This is a genomic window from Flavobacterium humidisoli (assembly GCF_023272795.1).
Classification (GTDB): domain Bacteria; phylum Bacteroidota; class Bacteroidia; order Flavobacteriales; family Flavobacteriaceae; genus Flavobacterium; species Flavobacterium humidisoli.
In genome coordinates this window covers 4816533-4837052 of the sequence record NZ_CP096829.1, presented here as the reverse complement: position 1 = coordinate 4837052, position 20520 = coordinate 4816533, and the positions used below count along the sequence as shown (strand labels likewise).

Annotated in this window: 18 protein-coding genes, 1 tRNA gene and 1 pseudogene; 12 read left to right on the top strand and 8 right to left on the bottom strand. The window is 33.6% G+C overall.

What is annotated here, in order from left to right; translation table 11 throughout:
- Window positions 1-671: 671 nt before the first annotated feature.
- From M0M44_RS20455 to M0M44_RS20425, 7 genes and pseudogenes are all read right to left on the bottom strand, one after another.
- Window positions 672-1538, bottom strand: a complete 867-nt coding sequence (locus M0M44_RS20455; RefSeq protein WP_248727378.1) for an IS3 family transposase — start codon at window positions 1536-1538, stop codon at window positions 672-674.
- Window positions 1535-1825, bottom strand: coding sequence for a transposase (locus M0M44_RS20450; protein WP_248727377.1), 291 nt, complete (start codon window positions 1823-1825; stop codon window positions 1535-1537). The genes M0M44_RS20455 and M0M44_RS20450 overlap by 4 nt, the downstream gene beginning before the upstream one ends.
- A 301-nt stretch (window positions 1826-2126) precedes the next feature.
- Window positions 2127-2207: transfer RNA gene (locus M0M44_RS20445), tRNA-Tyr, on the bottom strand.
- 434 nt (window positions 2208-2641) lie between these two features.
- Window positions 2642-3028: pseudogene (locus M0M44_RS20440) on the bottom strand (TlpA family protein disulfide reductase); the annotation flags it as partial.
- 18 nt (window positions 3029-3046) lie between these two features.
- Window positions 3047-3808: a DUF4369 domain-containing protein gene (locus M0M44_RS20435; protein ID WP_248727376.1), complete on the bottom strand. Its 762-nt coding sequence runs from the start codon at window positions 3806-3808 to the stop codon at window positions 3047-3049.
- A gap of 262 nt (window positions 3809-4070) precedes the next feature.
- The gene (locus M0M44_RS20430; protein ID WP_095931645.1) at window positions 4071-4511 is read right to left on the bottom strand and encodes a KTSC domain-containing protein; all 441 of its coding nucleotides are present in this window, start codon (window positions 4509-4511) and stop codon (window positions 4071-4073) included.
- 377 nt (window positions 4512-4888) lie between these two features.
- Window positions 4889-5134, bottom strand: coding sequence for a hypothetical protein (locus M0M44_RS20425; RefSeq protein ID WP_248727375.1), 246 nt, complete (start codon window positions 5132-5134; stop codon window positions 4889-4891).
- A gap of 87 nt (window positions 5135-5221) precedes the next feature.
- Between M0M44_RS20425 and M0M44_RS20420 the strand changes: the two genes are divergently transcribed.
- The 9 genes from M0M44_RS20420 to M0M44_RS20380 all read left to right on the top strand — a co-directional run bounded on the left by M0M44_RS20420 (window position 5222) and on the right by M0M44_RS20380 (window position 13651).
- Complete coding sequence (locus M0M44_RS20420; protein ID WP_248727374.1) at window positions 5222-5764, top strand: hypothetical protein; 543 nt, start codon at window positions 5222-5224, stop codon at window positions 5762-5764.
- The gene (locus M0M44_RS20415) at window positions 5764-5910 is read left to right on the top strand and encodes a hypothetical protein (RefSeq protein ID WP_248727373.1); all 147 of its coding nucleotides are present in this window, start codon (window positions 5764-5766) and stop codon (window positions 5908-5910) included. The genes M0M44_RS20420 and M0M44_RS20415 overlap by 1 nt, the downstream gene beginning before the upstream one ends.
- A gap of 82 nt (window positions 5911-5992) precedes the next feature.
- Window positions 5993-6226, top strand: coding sequence for a hypothetical protein (locus M0M44_RS20410; RefSeq protein ID WP_248727372.1), 234 nt, complete (start codon window positions 5993-5995; stop codon window positions 6224-6226).
- A complete protein-coding gene (locus tag M0M44_RS20405; RefSeq protein ID WP_420842791.1) occupies window positions 6216-6596 on the top strand; it encodes a YchJ family protein in 381 nt (126 codons plus the stop codon). The genes M0M44_RS20410 and M0M44_RS20405 overlap by 11 nt, the downstream gene beginning before the upstream one ends.
- 106 nt (window positions 6597-6702) lie before the next feature.
- Window positions 6703-7821 carry a vWA domain-containing protein gene (locus M0M44_RS20400; protein WP_248727370.1) on the top strand — a complete coding sequence of 373 codons (1119 nt, stop codon included), beginning with the start codon at window positions 6703-6705 and terminating at the stop codon, window positions 7819-7821.
- A 137-nt stretch (window positions 7822-7958) separates the two neighbouring features.
- Window positions 7959-9422, top strand: a complete 1464-nt coding sequence (locus M0M44_RS20395; RefSeq protein ID WP_248727369.1) for an AAA family ATPase — start codon at window positions 7959-7961, stop codon at window positions 9420-9422.
- 274 nt (window positions 9423-9696) lie between these two features.
- Window positions 9697-10551, top strand: coding sequence for an EamA family transporter (locus tag M0M44_RS20390; RefSeq protein WP_248727368.1), 855 nt, complete (start codon window positions 9697-9699; stop codon window positions 10549-10551).
- 452 nt (window positions 10552-11003) lie between these two features.
- Window positions 11004-12290: a Glu/Leu/Phe/Val family dehydrogenase gene (locus M0M44_RS20385; RefSeq protein WP_248727367.1), complete on the top strand. Its 1287-nt coding sequence runs from the start codon at window positions 11004-11006 to the stop codon at window positions 12288-12290.
- Window positions 12291-12427: 137 nt separating this feature from the next.
- Window positions 12428-13651, top strand: a complete 1224-nt coding sequence (locus M0M44_RS20380) for a sterol desaturase family protein (protein ID WP_248727366.1) — start codon at window positions 12428-12430, stop codon at window positions 13649-13651.
- Between the two features lie 111 nt (window positions 13652-13762).
- On the opposite strand, the gene M0M44_RS20375 is transcribed toward M0M44_RS20380, so the two are convergent.
- On the bottom strand, window positions 13763-15361 hold the full coding sequence (locus M0M44_RS20375) for a DUF6377 domain-containing protein (RefSeq protein ID WP_248727365.1): 1599 nt from the start codon (window positions 15359-15361) through the stop codon (window positions 13763-13765).
- A 482-nt stretch (window positions 15362-15843) separates the two neighbouring features.
- Between M0M44_RS20375 and M0M44_RS20370 the strand changes: the two genes are divergently transcribed.
- The 3 genes from M0M44_RS20370 to M0M44_RS20360 are packed head-to-tail and all read left to right on the top strand — an operon-like array spanning window position 15844 to window position 20499.
- A complete protein-coding gene (locus tag M0M44_RS20370; protein WP_248727364.1) occupies window positions 15844-16365 on the top strand; it encodes a DUF5004 domain-containing protein in 522 nt (173 codons plus the stop codon).
- Between the two features lie 8 nt (window positions 16366-16373).
- The gene (locus tag M0M44_RS20365) at window positions 16374-17456 is read left to right on the top strand and encodes a hypothetical protein (RefSeq protein WP_248727363.1); all 1083 of its coding nucleotides are present in this window, start codon (window positions 16374-16376) and stop codon (window positions 17454-17456) included.
- Between the two features lie 28 nt (window positions 17457-17484).
- Window positions 17485-20499 carry a SusC/RagA family TonB-linked outer membrane protein gene (locus M0M44_RS20360; RefSeq protein WP_248727362.1) on the top strand — a complete coding sequence of 1005 codons (3015 nt, stop codon included), beginning with the start codon at window positions 17485-17487 and terminating at the stop codon, window positions 20497-20499.
- Window positions 20500-20520 lie beyond the last annotated feature (21 nt).

The window sequence follows — 20520 nt, the reverse complement described above, 5'->3', positions numbered from 1 at the left end:
GGATTGAAAATCGGAAAGATACCTTGGCGTTTTTTGTTTTGCTAATACCTAAATGGGTTTCTTTAACTATGTTTAAAAGTAAGAATTTCCACTGCATATAAAAATGTTTTTTATCACTTTTCAAATTGATCAGGATCATTTTTAATACTGTTATATTACTTAAATTTGTTTATTATTCATTGTTTTGAATATGCTAACGAAAATTGGAGACATAGTTAAGGGGCATTTTTACACACTTGCTATTTTAAATCCTCTTATATATCAACTCAGAAATAAACCAAATTCTAGCGTCACCTGAATTGGAAGCATATTGCGAAAACAATTTAAATGAGAAATAAAAAGAAGTTATTGAGATTTTAATGAATCTGTTACTCAAATGTGGAAAGAAATTCAGTATCTTAAATAAAATGATAATTAGTGAAGTTTACATAACGATTCGAACCTAAACTCGTCAGTACCTTATTTTGTTGACTTTCTAGTTTTCAAAAACACCGTGTGCCACGATTTTGCCGCAAATTTCTGATGGCTAATTGTTATAACAGTTTTTGATGTTTAGTAATGTTTCGAACTTGAGCCTTCAAATTGTTTTTAATACAGTATTATAAGTTTTTGTTAAATCTAAATGCATCTATTGTGCACCCAGTTTAACTCTAGCACCATAAAAAAAGCTATTATTTAATTGCCTGCTGATTCTTAAACTCTTCGATCGTTAAGTTTCCGAGTGCAGAATGTCTTCTGCAGGTGTTGTAAAAGTTCTCGATATAATCGGTTATTGATTTTTCTGCTTTCTCTTTAGTCTTATATTTATTTTGGTATACCAGTTCTACCTTCAATGTCTTGAAGAAGCTTTCTGCTATTGCGTTATCATAGCAGTTTCCTTTTCGGCTCATACTTTGGGTTATTTTATTTGTGGCTAATAAAGCAATAAACTCACGGCAGGCATATTGCTTTCCTTGGTCTGAGTGAAAGAGTAGTTCCTGATTGTTCTCTATTGGACGATTTAAAAGAGCTTTCGTTAAAGAGGTGATGCTGGTATCTTTTGCTCTCATTGTTTCGCTGATTGACCAGCCGATCACTTTACGGTCAAAAAGGTCTATTACCACAGTGAGATAGATCCAGCCTTCATCTGTTTCGATGTAGGTTATATCAGAAACCCAGATTTCGTTTCTTCTGGCTGCCTTAAAAATCTGTTCTAATCTGTTTTCTGCTGATCTGTTATTACGGGGTGGGCTTGTAGTTTTTTTATATTTGGCAATGCTTCTCAGATGGTTTTCCTTCATAATCTGCCCGACAAATTTTCTGGAAACTTTTATCCCGATGGAATCTAATTCTTTAGCAATTCTAGGGCTTCCGTATCGGCATTGGCTCCAGTGGTAAATTCTTATAATTTCTTTTATTATATAGGCTTTCCGTACTGACTTTGCAGTGGGTGTTCTTTTCCTCCATCGGAAGAAACTGCTCTTGTGAATCTGAAAAATCCGGCACATCTTCTCGACAGGAAATACTTCAGTATTTTCTCTAATAAATTCATATTTCACCCGCCGCTCTTGGAGAAGATATTTTGAGCCTTTTTTAGGATGTCCCTTTCAATTTCTAATTCTTTTATCTGCTTCCGAAGCTTCTGCAGCTCATTTTTATGGGATATTTCAGCTGAAGTTTTCTTTATGGTAAATCTGCCTTCTTGGTAAAGCTTCTTCCAGTGCAGAAGGGTACTTGTACTGATGTTGAGTTCTCTTGCCACGTCGCGGACTCTTCCACAGTGGATGCTCATCGAAGCGGCCAGAATCTTAAAGCCTAAAGTAAAGGTTCTCCTAGTATTTTTCATGCCGTTTAATTTAGCGGAAATAAAGTTAGCCGCCAGTCAGAAATTTTCAGGCTATATATCTTCATTTTTTACTACATCCGATAGATACTGCCTAAGCTTTTAGTCGCGAAAAAGGTATCACTTCCACGCTGGAAAGTGCACCGATTCTGCACCTTTAATTTTGTGAGCATTTATAAATATTGAAAACAACCAATAAAGCAAAAAAGCCAGTAAATCATCGGATTTACTGGCTTTAAGACATTTTTTAAGGCTTTTTGAAAAGATTGAAAACTTGCAGTTTTCCGGCTTTTCAGCCTTTCCGTGGGGAGAGCAGGATTCGAACCTGCGAAGTTCACACAGCAGATTTACAGTCTGCCCTCGTTGGCCGCTTGAGTATCTCCCCGATCTCAGCTTGTTGTGCTTTATTGTTCTTAGCGGTGGCAAAGATAGGAACTCTTTGTACATTTCCAAACAAAAAAATGACTTAATTTTAAGTTATTTTAAAGTTGTTTTTTAATTCGTTGGAATTGAATAAAATAAAAAACTTTAAAAATGCATTTTTTTAAATTATTTTTAAAAGTAAGATTATTTTTATAATTATCTATAGTTTTTACTCTGATCTAATCTTTGATTAAGACGTGAGATATTGCTTTCATTGACAAGTTAAAAGATTATTGACTAAAAAATATCCATTTAATATGGTTTTCCGTTTGGCTTAATGATTTTTTTTAAGTTCAATTTTTAATTCTTTTTGATGAAAATCCATTTTTGAATTTCTGACTGAGCAAAAAAAAATCTCCACAAGGGAGATTTTTTTTATTTTTATAAGAGATAGAATTATTTTGCTAACAATTCTAAGATCTTTGCTTTTAATTCAGCGCCTCTTAAATCTTGGGCTACCACTTTTCCTGATGCATCAAGAATAAAAGTAGCAGGAATTGCTTCAACATTGTATTGTTTTGCAATTGGCTCTTCCCAAAATTTTAAGTTAGAAACCTGAGTCCAAGTTAATCCATCTTTTGCAATAGCTTCTTTCCATTTTGTAGCATCTTTATCTAAAGATACTCCAACGATGTTTAATCCTTTAGAATGAAGTTCTTTGTATAAAGCCACAACATGAGGATTTTCTTGTCTGCATGGTCCGCACCATGAAGCCCAGAAATCTACAATCGTTACTTTACCTAAACTTTCTTTAAGCGATATTACTTTTCCTTCTGGATTTGGAGCCGAAAAATCAGCTCTTCATTTAGCGCTGCCTACCGCTGGAGCTGTAGCACCAACAGATGGCATTTTTGCTTGACCTAATCTTGTTTTGATTTCTTTCCCTGGAGCAGTATTTTTTAAAGACTCATCCAAAGTGCTGTATAAGCTCTCTAATTTTTTAGTGTCAGCTGTTGGATCATTCAATAAGCTTTGAATAATTAAAGCTGTAATAAAAGATTTTGGGTGGTTTTCAGCGTAAGCTAAATATTTCTTTTTGCTGCCTTCTTGAACTTCTTTTTGAAGTTCCATGTATTGTTTCATCAAGCCATTGATAGTCGCTGTATCTTGTGCTTGCTGAGCTTGCTGCATTTTAGTATTGTTCTTTTTCTGGAAATCCATTAAACTTTTTTGAGTTTTGTTCATGTCTTCCATAAAAGTCACGTACTCATCATTGTTGTAAGTTCCAGATACTTTAGATTTATGGATACTGTCTTTGTCAATAGCAATTTTAATTTCTCCAGTTTCTAGGATAAATGGGATTGGTCCGTTAGCACCTTGTAATATTAATGTGTGGAAAGCTGGTTCAGTAACTTTTCCTTTTATTTCAAATTTTCCGTTTTCAACTTTTACTGTATCAAGAGAAACAGGCATTCTTGTAGCAGGATCTGCACCTTGTAAAATGATTGTTTTTCCGTTTTCAATCCCTGTAGCAGTACCTGTAATAAGGTATTCTCCATCTTTAACTTTGCTGCAAGAAATGATAGCTGCAGAAGCCGTAAGTACAAAAAGTATTTTTTTCATTATAAAAAATTAATTAGTTAATTGATTTGTGCAACAAAAGTATCTAAAATTATAAAACTTACAGAATTTTGCAACCTAAAATTTTGTTATAGTTTTTTTTAGTTTAAAATGCATAAAATCAGCATGTTTATTGGTTCAATTTGATCAAATACTATTACTGAGATGGTTATTTGAGCTACCCGTATGTAAATATTTGAAGTTAGGGCATAAAAAAAGCACTCTTTTTTTAGAGTGCTTTTTTGTAAAATATAGTAGTATAAAACTATTCTTGATTTGTTTTCTTTCTCCAAGTAAAAGAGTTTAAGATATGTCTTTTAGCAAATCTTGCTGGAGAATCTGCATTTACCATTTTCACGTAAGTTGCTTTTGGTACACTAATGTACTCGTAAACGCTTCCGTTAGAAAAGTCAATAATCAAACGACCTTCAACAAATTTATAGTCTGTGATAGAACAAGTTGAAATTGTTTCTGTGTACTCAGGTAAATTAAGTTTGATAGTATCAGGGTGAATACTTACTAAAAAGTGGTAAGCTTCGATAATCGTTTTACTTTTTTCTTCAGCTTCTTTTAAACCAGCTTCATTTCCCACAAATTTATCAGGATGAGATTCTTTCATCGCATTACGATAAATTGTCTTTAAATCTTTTAACTCTGCAGTTTTTTCTACGTTTAGTAACTTGCGGTATTCAACTATTTTTTTCATAAATAAAAGGTAACTACTTGTCTATTAGTTTGAAATCGTTTTGTTTTAGTTCAAATCGACAAATTTTTTGCAAAGGTACACTTTTTTTTAACTTTTTAGTTTTCATCCAAAAAATATTGAGAAAAGTTAACTGTAAGTTTATTTAACCGCAAAGGTCGCTAAGATTTTTTTTTAACTGCAAAGTACGCAAAGAATGTTAAGTTTTTTTTGAGAATCATTAAAAATGAAAAGTTCGCAAAGCTATGTTTAGACAAAGCTTTGCGAACTTAATATTAAGACATGCTTAGACTCCTAATAAAAAATCTTAGCGTTTTTGCGGTAAAAAATGCTTCCCAACAAATAACTTGAAACAAGAAAACATGAAGCCTGAAACAAAATTACTCCGGTTTATGATTCGCTTTATCAAAGTTTCTTGATTTTTTAGGATATTTATCGTAGCTCATGTCGCTTGGGTTTTCAATAACAGATTTTATAGTAATCCAATCGCCGACATTAAATTTGGTTTGAACCATTTTATAGTCTAAAAGATATTCTCCACAGAAATAATTATTGTTTTCATCTTTTTCGATAATGCCTGTAAAAACTCCTTTTTGAGGCATTTTTTGTTCTAAATCTTTAGACATGATTTTTTTGTTTTGAATTAAAGCAACAAAGGTAAGCAATTAATGTTTGGTTTAGGGAGTTCGCTGTAATCTGAGTATATTTGCACAATGCAAAAGAACTTTAAACCACATCCTAATTCTTTTAAAAATACGTTTTGTGCTTTTAATGAAGTGCTTCCAGATGCAATTCAAGGATTGAAAAAGCAATTTGAAAGCAAAGCGGGAAGTGCCTATTATTATACGGAAGAAGGAATGTACCGTGTTTCGAATCATTGGGGTAGATTGGCCAATAGTAAATGGCGTTTAATTGCTCGAAATCCAGAAACGGAATCGAAAACTAAAATTGGTTTTGCAAAATGGGAAGAGTTTTATCCAGATAATGCCGAAGAAAAATTATACTATATAAAAGCGGATTTCGAAAACAATCTTGCTAATTATGAGCATAAAAACAATCCCGAGTATGACGGAAAAGCAGTTTTAAGAACAAGTTTTGAAACCGCAAAAAGATTAAAACAGATTAGAAATTTACAGCAGCTGACCAATTGGGCAAAACATTTTGATTATGACGATATAGATGATTTAAGAAAACAAATTATCAGCGAATTGATTTTTACTGAAAAAACGTTAGAACAAATTAAAAGAGAGGTGTAATGGGAAGAAATAACGAAAGAAACATCAAAAAGCACAATGATAAATTGCATAAAGCCCAAGCAGAAGCTAAACAAGCTGAAGTTGCTCGCAAAGAAAAATTAAAAGAAATAGTAAAGAAATTCAACGAAAGTAAAAACGAAGAGTAAATAATAATTTCAAGTTTCAGGCTTCATGTTATAAGATAACACAGTAAACCTGAAACGTGAAACCTGAAACAAAAAAACACAGATGAATAGCAAATTCGAAAACTTAAAAGCAAGCGTACAAGAAATTATCGACTTAATCGCTGCAAAAAACGATAGAGAGGCAAACAACAAATTATTGGAAGTAAGTGAAACATTAGATGAAATGATTGATTTTGCTGAGGAAGATGAAGAAGTTCGCGAAATAACGCGTTATCAAGTTTTATTAAATCAGCTTCACGTTAAAATTAATGGGGAAGAACCAGTCGATGGAGAGTAAAAAATGCTTCTGCGACACAGGATTGCTTTTTGAAAATTGCTGCGGTTTATATCTGAATGATAATCAAAAAGCGCCTTCGGCATTGACTTTAATGCGGTCAAGATATTCAGCGTATGCAATTCATAATGCCGATTATCTTATGGAAACGACTTATATTTCCGAAAGAAAATATTATTCGAAATCTGAAATTTTAAGATGGGCCGTTTCTAATAAATGGCAGAAATTGGAAATTTTGAGTTTTTCTGAAAACACAGTTGAATTCAAAGCGTACTTTTTAGATTCAGATAATAAACCTCAAACACATTACGAATTCTCGACTTTTAAATTCGAAAATGATGCTTGGTATTATTTAGACGGAAAGTTTGAATAATTATTATATCTAACACTGTTAGTTGAGAATTTTGATTAAATATTTTAACTAAAAATTAATAAATGATTCGTTTTTCATAATTCTAAAAAGATGTAATTTTAGGTTTATGAAAAACGAATTTAAAAAAGGCTTTTATTTTAAGACTTACGAAGCTCCTTTTCAGTCTCCGTTTGACAAACTTTTTACGATTTTTAAAGAGTTAATCACCCATACTTCGGGCGATTTTGATGAAGCAATCAACTGGCTTCGGGAGCTGGACAAAGAATACAAACTTACCGACGAAAATTATACTATTGACGATTTTATCGAAGACCTGAAGAAAAAAGGATACATCAGAGATGAAGTAAAAGGTGATGGAAGTTCTGGTTTTGGAATAACTGCAAAAACAGAAAGAGCAATAAGACAGCAAGCTTTAGATCAGATTTTTGGAAACTTGAAAAAGTCTGGAACTGGAAACCATAAAACAAAATATGCTGGAAATGGTGACGAACATACAGGGGAATTTCGTGAATTTAATTTTGGCGATAGCTTAGAAAGAATTTCTTTGACCGAAAGCCTTCGAAATGCTCAAGTTAATAACGGTGTCGAAAGTTTCATGCTGACCGAAAATGATTTGGTCGTAGAAGATGCACAGTACAAAGCACAAATGAGTACTGTTCTGATGATTGATATTAGCCACAGTATGATTTTATATGGAGAAGACCGAATTACTCCTGCAAAAAAAGTAGCTATGGCTTTAGCAGAATTAATCACAACAAGATATCCTAAAGATACTTTAGATATTTTGGTTTTTGGGAATGATGCATGGACGATTCCGATCAAAGATTTGCCTTATTTGCAAGTTGGCCCTTATCATACCAATACGGTTGCTGGTCTGCAATTGGCGATGGATATTCTTCGCAGAAAGCGAAATACTAACAAGCAAATTTTCATGATTACCGACGGAAAACCAAGCTGCGTTCGAGAACGTGATGGTTCTTATTATATGAATAGTAACGGTCTGGACGAATATATTGTAGATAAATGTTACACGCAAGCGCAACAGGCAAGAAAACTTCATATCCCAATTACCACTTTTATGATTGCGCGAGATCCGTATTTACAGCGTTTTGTGAATCAGTTTACTGAAGCAAATCAAGGAAAAGCATTTTATACCGGAATTAAAGGTCTAGGCGAAATGATTTTTGAAGATTACGAAGCAAATAGGAAGAAGAGGATTAAATAGAGGTGCAAAGATGCAAAGGTTTCTGACGATAAAATAAACGTCGCGTTTACGTAGAGACGCACTGCAGTGCGTCTACACACAGCAATGACACAATATATTGTCATAAAAAATAAATAAACAAACTATATTTCAATACAATGGAAATAAATACTATAAAGACATTAGGTCAATTAAAAGCCGCTGGATATAAAACTACAAGCATAAAGGACGAATTACGCAATAATCTTCGTGAGAAAATCAAATCGGGGAAGCCTGTTTTTGAAGGTGTTCACGGATTTGAAAATACGGTAATTCCAGAATTAGAACGTGCGATTTTATCTCGTCACAATATTAATTTACTAGGACTTCGCGGACAAGCAAAAACGCGTTTGGCGCGTAAAATGGTTGAATTATTAGACGAATATATTCCGTTTGTGGAAGGTTCAGAGATTAATGACGATCCGTTAAACCCGATTTCTCGTTTTGCAAAAGATTTAATTGCAGAAAAAGGTGATGAAACTCCGATTTCTTGGTTGCATAGAAACGATCGTTTCTTCGAAAAACTAGCGACTCCAGACGTAACGGTTGCCGATTTAATTGGTGATGTTGATCCGATAAAAGCAGCTAATTTAAAATTGTCTTATGCAGACGACCGCGTAATTCATTTCGGAATGATTCCGAGAGCGAATCGCTGTATTTTTGTAATCAACGAATTACCCGATTTACAGGCCAGAATTCAAGTAGCATTATTTAATATTTTGCAAGAAGGAGATATTCAAATTAGAGGATTCAAATTAAGAATGCCTTTAGATATGCAATTTGTTTTCACCGCAAATCCAGAAGATTATACCAACAGAGGAAGTATTGTAACACCTTTAAAAGATAGAATCGGTTCTCAGATTTTGACGCATTATCCGGAAAGTATCGAGATTGCGAGAACCATTACAGAGCAAGAATCTAAATTAGATCAAAATCAGACTGATGTTGTTTATGTTCCAAGTTTAGCAAGAGATATTTTGGAACAAATTAGTTTTGAAGCTCGTGAAAGCGAATATATCGATAACAAAAGCGGTGTAAGTGCTAGAATGAGTATTACGGCTTTCGAAAACTTAATTAGTACGGCAGAGCGTCGAGCTTTGATTTCTGGAGTTGATAAAACTACGCTTCGTTTATCTGACTTTGTTGGAATTATTCCAGCCATAACAGGAAAAGTCGAATTGGTTTACGAAGGAGAGCAGGAGGGAGCCGATGTTGTGGCTGAAAGTTTGATTGGTTCTGCCATTCGAACATTATTTCCAGAATATTTCCCAAAAATTGAAAAATTAGAAAAACCTGATGAGAAAACACCATATTCTGATTTGGTAGAATGGTTTTTTGCCGAAAGCGGTTTCGAATTATTAGATGATGCTTCAGATAAAGAATATAAAAACATTCTAGACGAAGTAACTCCATTGGATGAATTATTAAAAAAATATCAGCCCCAATTAGCAAAAGAAGATGTGTATTTTATGAAAGAATTCATTCTTTGGGGATTGGTAGAATATAAAAAACTAAGCAAAGACCGCTTTGCAAAAGGAAGTCAGTTTAGAGATATTTACGGAAGTTATATTAGTAAATTCTAAAAACCCCTTTTCGAGTAATTTTTTAACACATAGAAACATAGTTTTTGAAAGCCTAGAAAAAGGCGTTTCACTAATATCAAAACATACAGCTATGTGTTAAAGCTTGCTTTTTTTGTAATCTTAAAAAGAGGCAGTAAAAATCTATGTTTTTATGTGTTTAAATTAAAATTTTATTCAGTTTACAATGATACTTAATCTGGTCTAGCTGGTTTTTTTAAACCGGCTGGACTTTTTTATTTTGCAATACCTATTTTTACAGACCTAAAATAAATTTATGTTATTCCTTATATTAAGTATTCTTTGCAGTGTTATTGTTGGTGTTATATTTAAGATTTCTAGAAAATATAGTGCTAATCCTTCACAAATTATCTCGTTTAATTACATCGCTGCAATAACGCTTTGTTATTTTACGTTTACTCCAGATCTTAATGCATTAGATCATAATGCACCATTAGAAATTTACACTTCAGTTGGAATTTTGCTTCCGATCTTATTTTTGTTTTTGGCACTTTCTATAAAATATATGGGAATTGCAAAAACAGATGCAGCCCAAAGGTTATCCCTATTTATTCCGATTTTGGCAGCTTGGTTGCTATTTAATGAAGGATTTAATACCTATAAAGTTATTGGGGTTTTGATTGGTTTTGCGGCACTTTTATTCATTTTAAAAAAGCCATCAAACCAGACAGAAAACAAATGGATTTATCCAGCAGCAGTTTTGTTGGGTTTTGGAGTTATTGATATTCTTTTTAAGAAAATAGCTTTATATACTGCTGTCCCTTATACAACATCGTTATTCTTTGTTTTTCTAATTGCTTTTACTGTTTCTATTTTAATAGTATTGTATAAGCTGTTTATAGCTAAAGAAAATTTTGTCTTAAAAAGCATCCCTTTTGGGATATTAGTCGGAATTTTCAACTTCGGAAATATATTATTCTATTTAAAAGCGCACAAAGCATTTGCAGAAAATCCATCAACAGTTTTTGCTGGTATGAATATGGGAGTAATTATTTTAGGAACTCTTATTGGTGCTTTTTTCTTCAAAGAAAAATTATCTAAAATCAATGTTTTAGGTTTGGTTTTGGCTTTGGTCGCTGTTATTTTTATCGTTTTGTCGCAATTAAAGTGATTTTTTTTAGACGTTAATCCTTTTATTTTCAATTGATTTGATGTTTTTGTTTTAATTAATTAAAATAAACTCTACTAATTCTATAGAATTTATGAATATATTTTTGTAGCTTTGTCTCAACAATGAAAAACTATAGCCGAAATATTATGACGTCTTTTCCATGCAGCTTTGCGATGTGCTGTATGATGAATTACGTTTTGAAATGGCGTTAATAGAGAAAGTACTTGTTAGTTATTTTTTTTTTAGCCTTTCATTGCACCATGAAAGGCTTTTTTTTGAATTGTTTAAAAATCAAGATATGAGAACCAACAGAAATATGAAAATTTTGATGCGCCGTTGCCTGATCAAGATTCCGTGTTGCATCTAGTTTGAAGATTAAAAGAGAAAGTAAATCTTCTTACCGAAGAAGATTACAAACATAAAAAGTAACCCAAACCTAAAAACTATATATTATGAGTTCAGAAATTATAAAACATAATCCGTTTCAATCCATGATTGATCGCTTTAATATCGCTGCTGATATTTTAAAATTAGATGATTCTATCAAACAAAAATTGCAGCGCCCAGAAAAACAAATCACAGTAAATTTTTCTATTACATTAGATAATGGAAACGTTCAGAACTTTGAAGGATACCGTGTCATTCACAACACTGCTTTAGGCCCTTCAAAAGGAGGAATTCGTTATGACACTGCTGTAAATCTGGACGAAGTAAAAGCACTTGCCGCCTGGATGACCTGGAAATCTGCTGTAACTGGAATTCCTTTTGGTGGAGCAAAAGGCGGCATTATTTGCGATCCTAGAAAGCATTCTAAAACAGAATTAGAAAAAATTACAAGGGCTTATACCAAAACTTTGGCTGATATTTTCGGGCCAGAGAAAGATGTTCCTGCACCAGACATGGGGACAGGTCCAGACGAAATGGGCTGGTTAATGGATGAATTTTCATTATTGCATGGAAGACCAATTCATGCAGTTGTAACAGGAAAACATCTTCACTCTGGCGGCTCTTTAGGCAGAGTAGAAGCAACAGGAAGAGGAGTAAGCATTATTACACTTCTAGCATTGGAGAAACTAAAAATCAGACCAGCAAGAGCTACCGCTGCAATTCAAGGATTTGGAAATGTTGGTTTGCATTCTGCGTTATTTCTTCATGAAAAAGGAGTGAAAATTGTAGCTGTAAGCGATGTTTCTGAGGCATTTTACAATCCGAATGGGATTAATATTCCAGAACTGATTTTGTACTATAACTTAAATAACAAAACGATAAAAGGCTACCCAAATTCAATTGCAATAAAACACGAGGATTTATTGCTTTTAGATGTTGATGTATTGATTCCTGCGGCAAAGGAAGATGTTATTACGAAGCATAATGCAGGAGAGATTCAAGCCAGAATTATTGTGGAAGGTGCGAACGGACCCGTTTCTTCAGATGCAGATCAGATTCTGCATGATAAAAATATATTAGTTGTTCCTGATATTTTAGCCAATGCGGGCGGTGTTACCGTTTCTTATTTTGAATGGCTTCAGAATTCGCTTTTGGAGTCATGGAGAATCCATCAGATAAACAAACGTTTGGAGGATATTTTAGAAAAAGGTTTTGATACTGTTTTTAGAGTTGCAGTAAAACATAATGTAACGCCTCGTATTGCCGCTTATATAATTGCGTTGAAAAAAGTGGCCGAAACGCAGTCAGTTAAAGAAGTTGCCTTGGAAGCGCCTTTATTTAAGCAGAATTAAAAATCAGGTTTACTTCGTAAAAAGATCATTTTCGTTGATTACGTTTTTTGTCTCTCGCAAAGAACGTAATTGATGGAAGTGTCTTTTTCGTTTGAACTATTAATTATAATTTTTAGAATCGAAAAGTATCATACAAAATGAAAAATATCAATTTTCTAGCATTTGCCATGCCGGCCTTTTTTCTTTTTTTGTTTTTGGAATATAAGCTTGCTCAACGCAGAAAAAAGCCTGAAATTTTTAACTATGAAAGCTCTGTTTCCAATATCTCCATCGGAATTGCAGAGCGTTTGATTAACTTATTTATTGCAGCCAGTTTTTATCAGCTGTATTATTTAATTTATGATGATTATAGACTTTTTGATATTCCGAGTAATGCTTTGGTTTGGTTTGCCCTTATTCTTGCAACCGATTTTGTCTGGTATTGGTATCATCGGTTAGGACATGAAGTCAATTTTTTCTGGGCAGCGCATATTGTGCATCATCACAGTGAAGAATTTAATTTTACTGCCGCCGCTAGGATTACTACTTTTCAGGCTATAATTCGAACGGGATTTTGGTGTGTTTTACCGTTTGTTGGTTTTCATCCAAGTATGGTGATTACCATGCTTATTGTTCATGGCGCCTATTCTTTTTTTACCCATACACAGCTTATTGGTAAAGTAAAATGGCTGGAATATGTTTTTGTAACTCCTTCTGTTCATGGAGTCCATCATGCTTCTGACGAAAAGTATTTGGACAAAAATTACGGTGATATGTTTACGTTTTGGGATCGACTTTTTGGGACTTTCCAAACCGAAGAAGAAAAACCAAAATATGGATTGACTCATCCGCTAAAAAGTTATAGTTTCTTGTGGCAGCATTTTCATTATTACTTCGAAATTTACGAATTATGGAAACGTTCAAGCGGATTCAAAGCGAGATGGAATGCTGTTTTTGGAAGTCCAGCCGATATGGATCAAGATATTCGTCCAATTCTAGAAAAGCGTTTTCTACAGGATAAAGCAGCTCCAAACCAGAGGCTTCGATTTAAAAATTATCTTTATATACAATTAGGAATCTGTACTTTGATTCTAACGGTTTTTACCTATTATTTTGATTATTTAGAATTGTATGATAAAGTGTTTGTACTTTCTTTGGTACTCATCACTTTAATCAATTGCGGTGCTTTATTAGAACAGCGAAAATGGATTTACTATTTAGAATATACTCGTCTGGCCATGATTTCGACTTACTTTTTATATGAAGAAGATTTATTGGTGTTTTTCTTTGTACCAATTGCGATTATGATTTTTGTGGAGCAGTTATTTTCATTGAGTAAAATATATCAGAATACTATTTTGCAGTTGGAAAATGCTGATTAAAAATAGCCACGAATTCACGAATTTTTATTTAAAATGATACGTGAAATTTGTACGCAATAATTGCACGAATTGATTGGAAAAAGAAAATTCGTGGATTCGTGGCGAAAAAAATTAAATCGTTTTGATCTCCATAATCTTCTGCTCAAAAGTATCTTTAAAATCAGATTTGCTTTTAATTCTGGTTTTGTACGTATAAATTGTAGCTACAGAAAGTTCTAAGAATTCTGCCATTTGACTGCTGTCTTGAATACCCAATCTATACAAAGCAAAAATTCGCAATTCGGTATTTAAAAGTTCGCCTTTTTTGACAATGCATTTATGATCATTTGGGAATAAATTATTGAAATCGGTTACAAATGTCGGAAACAATTTCAAGAAGATTTCGTCAAACTGATGAAACAGATTTTCGCGCTCTTCCTTCACATTGTAACGCTTTAGACTTGCGATAACTTCATCGGTCTTTTTGGTAATGATTTTATGCAGCGTACTTTTTTGAATATGGTCGATTTTATTAATGAAAGCCGAAGTTGCTTTGATGAAATAGGTTATATATTCTTCTTTGATGGCATTGGCTTCGCTCAAACTCACATTCATTTCCTGCAATTGCAAGTACGAATCGGCCATGATTTTTCTTGCTTTATTCTTTTCTTTTAATTGTTTGAAAATGATGCCAAGGAAAACGAAAATGATAACCGTAAGAATCGTCAAGAGAATAATAATCTTCTCCAGTTTATCATTTTTATCCTTTACATTATTCAACTGAGCTTTTTCTATAATAGGCAGAATCGACGAAATCTCAATTTTTCGATGCCTTGCATTATAAAAAGTAGCATCATCCATTGCAATATTGATGTATTCGTTTGCTTTATCCAAATAACCCATTTTAAATAGCTCATTGGCCAAATTTCTGAGCGCAACGGTTTCTTTCGTAGCGTTTTTAACATCGGCAATTGCGGCAAGAGCTAAATATTGGATTGCTTTTTTTGTATAACCCCGTTCAGAATAGATATATCCGAGACTCGAAGTGGCGATTCCATAATAATCAGGAGGCAGATTGTAGTTGTTAATCCAATAACTGAAGGCAAATTCGGCACCTCGCCAGTCTTGTTGTTTCAATCGTTTTAAACTTTCTGCAGCCCAATATTCATTCGTATTGGTTCCTATTAATTCTAGAGCTTTTTTTAAGAAATGATTTCCTTGTTGTACATAATGAATATTAAAGCGCTGGTCACGGTTATAATCGGCCAAGTCATAGTAAGCACGGGCTTTGATGTTATAATATTCAAATTTGTTTCTTTGATCCAGTTTAGTATCGTCAATAACATTTAGCGTGTCAATAGCTTCTTTAAAAAGCCCAGAAGATAAAAGTACGAAACCTTCTTTTATTCGGCTTTTAGATAAATACTTCGGATCTTTTAGGATTTTGGCTTTGATTTTAGATTGCTCTAAATAGTAATAGGCAGAGTCATATTTAAAAGATTTGTATTCATCAAACAATGACATATAACAATTGTACAATTCTTCATTATTCTGACTAAGCGTAAATTTAGATACATTTTTCTTTAAAGCTTCTATTTTTCGATATTTCTGTTTTAGATAAATCTCTTTTTTCAAGAGAACCTGATCTAATTCTTCTAAATAAGGATTCGTCTCTTTCGCAGTAAGAGAAAAACCTCCTAAGAAGAAAAGTAGCATCAATATTCTTCGCATGATTTGGTTTTGGTTTAGGGAAAAGTGGGTTGATAGATATAGTGAGTTAATTCGATTTAAAATTAAGAATAAGTTTGAGATTAAGCTAAACCTGTTTTTCAAGAATCTTGTAAAATGTTTAATAACATAGCTTTAAAAGATGATTTTCGGAGTGAAAATAAGCTGTAAGTGTTAAAAACAGGTAATTTATTTGCAATTATACAATAAAAACTGGTTATATATATACATAGTGAAAAAAATATGCTTTTTATTTTACATATTGTCATTTTCACCATATAAAAACGACTTATTTTTATCTAAACAGCGTCTTGATTTTTTACGTTTAATTAAATTGTTAAAATACTGATTATTAGTTATTTATTTGTTTTTGTGTTTGAATTTCATCTTGATTTTTTTCAGATTTTTTTTTTTGGATTTATTTAAGGTCTAGTTTCGCTGTATCCTTTTGAAGGGGATAACAAACTAACGAAAACCAAAAATTTATGAAATGTAAAAGTCTTTATTGGCTAGCTTTTATGATGTGTTTATTTGCTATCGGATGCGATAACACAGATGACGGAAGCTACGTAGAACCGATTACCCTTTATGAAAAAGTAAATGGGAATTGGGGATTAACAAATCTGAAAATGGTTGATGAAGTTGCGAAAGCAAATAAGATCGAACCAAACGAAGAAAACTTGAGTACTTATTTTAACTACGAAGATTTTAAAATCAAATTTAACGTAGACGAAAAAAATAATCCTACAAGTTATGAAGTAACGGGAGATGTTCCTCCTTTATTTGCTCCTAAGGGGTATTGGGCACTTAGCTCAGCGTTTCAATCGACTACTGGTGTTGGAACGAAAATCTATCTGTACAGCGACGCACAGAAAACGCAAAAAACAGATGAACTTAGATTGATTTCAGTTCCAGGTAAAAGCAAAGAAATGCAGATTCAATTGGCGCATTCTTCTGGTGGTGTAGATTTCGTTTCTTATGTGTTTAAATTAAATGCTATTAATTAAAAAGTAATATGAAAAAGTTTATATATACAATTTTACTTGCCTTGTTGATGGCTCCTAATTTTATTCAGGCACAAGAAGCTGCTGGAGCTGTAGGGCCAATATCATCATTTCCTGTTGTTTACAAATATGATGAACAAGTTACTTGGTATTTTGATATGTCGGCATCGACATTTGCTGAAACAGAAGATTTATACATCTGGATTTGGTCTCCATCTGAACCAGATGCTGGACATTGGGAAAATTCATCAGATTTTGCAAAACTGAAATACGAAGGAAACAGAATCTGGAGTTTTACTTTGACTCCGACTGTTTATTTTTCTAAAACTCCAGAAGAAATAGCGAAGAGCGATGGATTCTGGTTTCGCTTGAAAAACAAAAACGGATCTAAACAAAGTGATGTTGCTAATGTGGCTTATACTGATTTTTCATCTTTCTATACTTCAGGTGAATTATTTAGATCATATCCATCAAAACCATTAATCGATAAACCGGTAAGTATTGTTTTTAATGCAAATCTTAATCCTGCATTTGCTGGCACTCCAAGTGTACATATGCATGGTGGTTTGAATGACTGGGCCATTCAGCAAATGTATGAAGCTGCAAAACCAGAAATTGCCGAAAAAACAAAATTGAAAGATCTAGGTAACGGTTTTTATAAAATGGATTTTGTTCCTAAGCAGTATTTCGATGCTCCAGATGATTTTGTAATGGAAAAGATAAATTTTCTGATGGTAGCGGAGAATTGGACAGCAAATTCTGGCGATCAGGTTATTTACGCAGGAGAATTTGTTCCGCCACCGCCGCCAAGTTTTGCTTTCTTTCCATCACAAATCAGTCAAAAAGATTTTCTTGGAATGTCAAGAAAAAATAACGAGGCAGGTGTAAACAAATTAATCTACACGATTACAGCTGGTACAAAAACAATTTCGGGTGAGTTTACTGGAGGAACTGCAGAGATTAAAGGTTTTGTCAATCTAGTTTCAGAACTTAATGGAGTTCCGAGCTTAACTGAGATCCATGTTTTGGTAAAAGACAATAAAGACAAAACGATTTCGGATACGACCATTCCGCTAAAAACTTTAGATAAATAATCACTATTAAATTAAAACACCAATTCTAATGAATAGTAAAAATACAAAAAGCGTCCTGCATCAAATGTGGACTGCTAAGGCAGCGGTATTGATGATTTTTATGCTTTTTCTTACTGCCAATTCTTTCGCGCAGACGAAAAAGATATCAGGAACTGTTTATGACAATACAGGGAATGTATTGCCAGGAGCTTCTATCATTGAAGTAGGAACTAAAAACGGAACTACAACAGATTTTGATGGTAAATTTAGCCTGAATGTAGCCGTAGGAAGTGCAATCGAAGTTTCGTTTATCGGCTCGACAACACAAAAAGTTCAGATTACAGCCAATACTTCTAATTACGAAGTGCGCCTGCAAAATGACGGATATGCCTTGGCAGAAGTACAAGTAGTTTCTGTAGGTTACGGAAAAGTGAAAAAATCAGATTTAACTGGAGCAATTTCTACAGTTGGAGCAGACGAATTGCTAAAAGGAACTATTGGTTCTACAGAGCAGGTTTTACAAGGAAAAGTAGCAGGATTAAGCATTATTCGTCCTTCTGGAGATCCAGCTGCAGCTTCTACAATTCGTCTTCGTGGAGGAACTTCTTTAACAGCAAGTAACAGTCCGTTAATTGTGGTAGATGGTATTGCGGGAGTTGATATTAACGTAGTTCAACCTTCAGATATTAAATCGGTTGATGTTCTTAAAGATGCTTCGGCAACAGCAATTTACGGTTCTCGTGGAGCAAATGGAGTAATTATGATTACTACAAAATCTGGAACAAAAGGTGTTTCTGTTGTTTATAACGGACAAACAGGTATAGGGTATGTCAATAATAACTTAGATCTTCTTTCAGCAAATCAGTGGAGAGGCTATGTGCGCCAGAATCAAATTGCAGATGCAGTAGATTATGGTGGAAATACAAACTGGCAAAAAGCAATCGAGCAGACTTCGATTTCTCAATCGCACACCTTAAGTATCAATTCTGGTAAAGCAGACAGTGGTTTTAGAACTTCACTTTCATACTTAAATAATGAAGGAGTAATTAAAAAATCTGGATTAGAAAGATTAAGCGGGAATGTTAGCGCTTACCAATTTCTTGGAGACAACAAAGAAGTGAAATTTGATATGGGATTATTTGCCAACATTGACAAATGGCACCCAATAGATTACAGAATTTTTGAAAGAGCTTATAACTTAAATCCAACGATTCCGGTTTACGATTCAGAAGGAAATTTCAGTGCAGTAGTAGGAAATCTGTATCAGAATCCTGTTGAGATTTTAACCAACAGAACTTTTGATAATGAAAGACACAGACTTTTAGGTTACTTTAAAACAGATGTAAAATTCTTGAATGACTTTACTGCTACAGCAAATATTTCGCTAGAGCACAATGCAGTAAAAGCGGGTACTTACAAACCATCTTATGCGGTTATGGAAGGACAGACAGAAGGCGGTTTTGCACAAAGAACTTATGCAGAATATACAAATGCACAAGGAGAACTTTATGTAAATTACAATAAAGTCATAGACAAACATAACATCAGCGCTTTGGCTGGATATTCTTATCTTGAAAATATTTATCAAGGTTTTGGAGCACAAAGAGGTGGTTTTGTTACAGATGCTTTTAGTTATAATAATTTAGGTGCGGGTTATAACTATCGTTTAACCGACGTGTATTCATACAAAGGAAAATCGAACTTAGTTTCTTTTTATGCTCGTGCAAATTATGGTTACGACGGTAGATATTTATTGACAGCGACAGTAAGACGTGATGGATCGAGCCGTTTTGGAGAAAACAATAAATGGGGAACTTTCCCATCTGCTTCTGCAGCTTGGAGAATTTCTAACGAAGAATTTATGGAATCTTCAAAAGGTTGGTTAGACAACTTAAAATTAAGAGTTGGTTATGGAGTTACAGGAAATCAAGATGGAATTGGAGAGTATAAATCACTTTCTATTTTAGGAGTTGGAAGCGACAGTTACTACGACCCAGTTACTAAAACTTGGAGTTTGGCTTATTCTCCAAAACAAAATCCAAATCCTGATTTGAAATGGGAATCTACAGAGCAAATTAATGTTGGTTTTGATTTCGGACTTTTCAATAGAATCACAGGATCTTTTGAATATTATTCTAAAAAAACAAAAGATTTATTATACACTTACGAAGTGCCTCAGCCACCTTATTTAGTAGGAACAATGTTGGCTAACGTTGGCGAAATGTCAAACAAAGGGGTAGAGTTAACTTTGAATGCAGATATCATTAAAGGGGATAAATTCAACTGGAATGCTAATTTGACACTTGGACATAACGTTCAGAAAATTGAAAAACTTTCTAACCCAACGTATAAAACAGACGTGATCTACAGCGGATCTCTTCATGGTTTGGCAGGTATGTCTGGACAATATTCTCAAATTATTGCAGAAGGATATCCAGTTGGAACTTTCTGGGGATTCAAAAATGCTGGTTTAGATGCTGATGGGAAAATTCAGTACTACAACGCTGCAAATGAAGTAGTCGCTGAAAGTGCTTTGGTTGATGCTGATAAAAGAGATTTAGGAAATATTCAGCCAGATTTGACTTTAGGTATCGGGATGAATTTTACGTATGGAAACTTTGACCTTGGATTTTCTGGATACGGAATGTTTGGACAAAAAGCATTAAATGCGACAAACATGATGTTAAACGATCCGAATAGATTGCCAGCTTTTAATGTGCCAGATTCTTTCTTGAGCAGCGGTATTACTTCGTCTCCAAAATATTCAGATTACTGGATCGAAGATGCTTCTTTCTTCAGACTTCAGACATTGACTTTTGGTTATACTTTACCATTGAAATACAAAAAATCGAAATTTAGAATGTATGTAATGGGCGAAAACTTATTTGTAATCACAGGCTATAAAGGTGTAGATCCAGAGATTGGTTTAAATGCTCAGGACGGAATTGGTCAGACTGGAGTAATGGATCAAACTGGTTTGGCAGCTCCTGGAATTGACAGATACAATAATTATCCTCGACCAACTACAATTTCTGTTGGATTAAATTTTACGCTGAATAACTAAGCGAATTGATAACCATAAAAT

What these genes read in the sequence shown, in the direction of transcription:
- M0M44_RS20450 (WP_248727377.1), bottom strand. Translation starts at nt 1,825, where the DNA reads ATGAAAAATACTAGGAGAACCTTTACTTTAGGCTTTAAGATTCTGGCC.
- M0M44_RS20435 (WP_248727376.1), bottom strand. Translation starts at nt 3,808, where the DNA reads ATGAAAAAAATACTTTTTGTACTTACGGCTTCTGCAGCTATCATTTCT.
- M0M44_RS20430 (WP_095931645.1), bottom strand. Translation starts at nt 4,511, where the DNA reads ATGAAAAAAATAGTTGAATACCGCAAGTTACTAAACGTAGAAAAAACT.
- M0M44_RS20425 (WP_248727375.1), bottom strand. Translation starts at nt 5,134, where the DNA reads ATGTCTAAAGATTTAGAACAAAAAATGCCTCAAAAAGGAGTTTTTACA.
- M0M44_RS20420 (WP_248727374.1), top strand. Translation starts at nt 5,222, where the DNA reads ATGCAAAAGAACTTTAAACCACATCCTAATTCTTTTAAAAATACGTTT.
- M0M44_RS20415 (WP_248727373.1), top strand. Translation starts at nt 5,764, where the DNA reads ATGGGAAGAAATAACGAAAGAAACATCAAAAAGCACAATGATAAATTG.
- M0M44_RS20410 (WP_248727372.1), top strand. Translation starts at nt 5,993, where the DNA reads ATGAATAGCAAATTCGAAAACTTAAAAGCAAGCGTACAAGAAATTATC.
- M0M44_RS20405 (WP_420842791.1), top strand. Translation starts at nt 6,216, where the DNA reads ATGGAGAGTAAAAAATGCTTCTGCGACACAGGATTGCTTTTTGAAAAT.
- M0M44_RS20400 (WP_248727370.1), top strand. Translation starts at nt 6,703, where the DNA reads ATGAAAAACGAATTTAAAAAAGGCTTTTATTTTAAGACTTACGAAGCT.
- M0M44_RS20395 (WP_248727369.1), top strand. Translation starts at nt 7,959, where the DNA reads ATGGAAATAAATACTATAAAGACATTAGGTCAATTAAAAGCCGCTGGA.
- M0M44_RS20390 (WP_248727368.1), top strand. Translation starts at nt 9,697, where the DNA reads ATGTTATTCCTTATATTAAGTATTCTTTGCAGTGTTATTGTTGGTGTT.
- M0M44_RS20385 (WP_248727367.1), top strand. Translation starts at nt 11,004, where the DNA reads ATGAGTTCAGAAATTATAAAACATAATCCGTTTCAATCCATGATTGAT.
- M0M44_RS20380 (WP_248727366.1), top strand. Translation starts at nt 12,428, where the DNA reads ATGAAAAATATCAATTTTCTAGCATTTGCCATGCCGGCCTTTTTTCTT.
- M0M44_RS20375 (WP_248727365.1), bottom strand. Translation starts at nt 15,361, where the DNA reads ATGCGAAGAATATTGATGCTACTTTTCTTCTTAGGAGGTTTTTCTCTT.
- M0M44_RS20370 (WP_248727364.1), top strand. Translation starts at nt 15,844, where the DNA reads ATGAAATGTAAAAGTCTTTATTGGCTAGCTTTTATGATGTGTTTATTT.
- M0M44_RS20365 (WP_248727363.1), top strand. Translation starts at nt 16,374, where the DNA reads ATGAAAAAGTTTATATATACAATTTTACTTGCCTTGTTGATGGCTCCT.
- M0M44_RS20360 (WP_248727362.1), top strand. Translation starts at nt 17,485, where the DNA reads ATGAATAGTAAAAATACAAAAAGCGTCCTGCATCAAATGTGGACTGCT.